This window comes from Geminicoccus flavidas, from assembly GCF_009806515.1.
In the GTDB taxonomy this organism is placed as follows: Bacteria; Pseudomonadota; Alphaproteobacteria; order Geminicoccales; family Geminicoccaceae; genus Geminicoccus; species Geminicoccus flavidus.
Window position 1 is genome coordinate 1 of the sequence record NZ_WUJP01000340.1, and the last position, 1,927, is coordinate 1,927.

At 68.0% G+C, this 1,927-nt stretch carries 3 protein-coding genes; all 3 read right to left on the reverse strand.

Features of this window, described 5'->3' with window-relative positions:
- On the reverse strand, positions 1-291 hold a 291-nt coding region (locus tag EQG76_RS09410), incomplete at its 3' end, for an ATP-binding cassette domain-containing protein (RefSeq protein WP_200840680.1).
- The gene (choW, locus tag EQG76_RS09415) at positions 288-1,142 is read right to left on the reverse strand and encodes a choline ABC transporter permease subunit (protein WP_159712758.1); all 855 of its coding nucleotides are present in this window, start codon (positions 1,140-1,142) and stop codon (positions 288-290) included. The genes EQG76_RS09410 and choW, both read right to left, overlap by 4 nt.
- Positions 1,143-1,210: 68 nt before the next feature.
- Positions 1,211-1,927: glycine betaine ABC transporter substrate-binding protein (locus tag EQG76_RS09420; protein ID WP_159712760.1), on the reverse strand; the 717-nt coding region annotated here is incomplete at its 5' end.

Here is a 1,927-nt window from a genome sequence, read left to right on the forward strand (position 1 = left end):
ATCGTCCTGGATCAGCACCCGGCCGCGGGTCACCCGGTTCAGCCGGTTCACCGCCCGCAGGAGCGTCGACTTGCCGGAGCCGGACAGGCCCATCAGCACGCAGATCTGGCCGGGCTCGATCGCGAGCGAGGCCCCGGCCACGCCCACGACCTGGCCGGTCTCGGCCAGGATTCGCTCGCGTGAAAGGCCCTGCTCCACCAGAGGCAGGGCGCGCTCGGGCCTTGCTCCAAACAAGATGTCGACCTGGTCGAACACGACGGCGCTGGCTCCGTCGCGCGTCATGCCGCTCATCGAGGCCGCCCCGGGCCGCGCCCGGCCGGCTGCTTGCACAGCCGGTCCAGCACGATCGCCACCAACACGATGGCGAGTCCCGCCTCGAAGCCGCGCGCGACGTTCACCTGGTTCAACGCCCGGACCACCGGCTTGCCCAGCCCGTCAGCACCCACCAGTGCCGCGATCACCACCATGGAGAGTGAGAGCATGATGCACTGGGTGAGCCCCGCCATGATCTGCGGCAGGGCATAAGGCAGTTCGACCTTGACCAGGCGCTGCCAGCGCGTGGCGCCGAACGCCTCGCCCGCCTCCAGCAGCGGCTTGGGCACCGAGGCGATGCCCAACTGGGTCAGCCGGATCGGCGCCGGCAGGGCGAAGATCACCGTGGAGATCAGGCCCGGCACCACGCCCAGGCCGAACAGGATCAGGGTCGGGATCAGGTAGACGAAGGTCGGGATGGTCTGCATCAGGTCGAGCACCGGGCGCAGCACGGTCATCACCCATGGCCGGTGCGCCGCCAGGATGCCCAGCGGCACGCCCACCAACATGCAGGCCGTGCTGGCCGCCACCACCAACGCCAGCGTTTCCACCGTCTCGTTCCAGTAGCCGAGATTGGCGATCAGCAGGAACGAGGCGACCACCAGCAGGGTGAGCCGCCAGGAGCGATGCAGCACCCAGGCGAGCAGGCCGAACAGGGCGATCAGCAGGAGCGGCGGGCAGGCCTTCATCAGGTCGATCAGCCAGCCGATCGCCCCGCCGATCACCAGCGAGACGAAGTCGAACAGCCACCAGGCATGCTCGTTGAGCAGGTCCACGCCGCCCGAGATCCAGGAACCGAGCGGGATCTTGTGCGCGGTCAGCCAGTCCATGGCGCCCCTCCTTCGCCTGCCGCCGGTGGCGCGCCGCAGGTTCGATGACCGACGCGGCGCTGCCCTTCCTAGAGCCCGAGATGGCCGCGGGCCGCCGCCAGCCCGTCCTGGCCGTTGACGCTGGTGACACCGGCGAGCCAGCCCTCCAGCACGTCGGGATGCGCCTGCAGATAGCTCCTGGCCGCGTCCGGCCCGTCCTGGCCCTCGTCCAGGATCTTGCCCATGACCTCGCTCTCCATGGGCAGGGTGAAGCTGAGGTTCTGCAGGAACTTGCCGACGTTCGGGCACTCGGCGAGATAGGCCTGGCGCACGTTGGTATGGACGGTGGCGCCACCGAAGTTCGGACCGAATACCTCATCGCCGCCGCTCAAGTAGGCCAGCTCGAAGTTGACGTTCATCGGGTGCGGCTCCCAGCCCAGGAACACAATTGGCGCCTTCCGCCGCACCGCCCGGCTCACCTCGGCGAGCATGCCTTGCTCCGAGCTCTCCACCAGCTCGAACTCGCCCAACCCGAACTGGTTCGCGTCGATCATGGTCTGGATCAGCCGGTTGCCGTCATTGCCTGGCTCGATCCCGACGATCCTGCCGCCCAGCTGGTCCTTGAACTTGGCGATGTCGGCGAAGTCCTTGAGTCCCTCGTCATGGAGATATTTCGGCACGGCCAGCGTGTACTTGGCGCCTTCCAGGTTGGTGCGCACCTCCTCCACCGTGCCCTTGTCCAGATAGGGCCGGACGTCCGCCTCCATGGTCGGCATCCAGTTGCCGAGGAACACGTCGATGTCGCC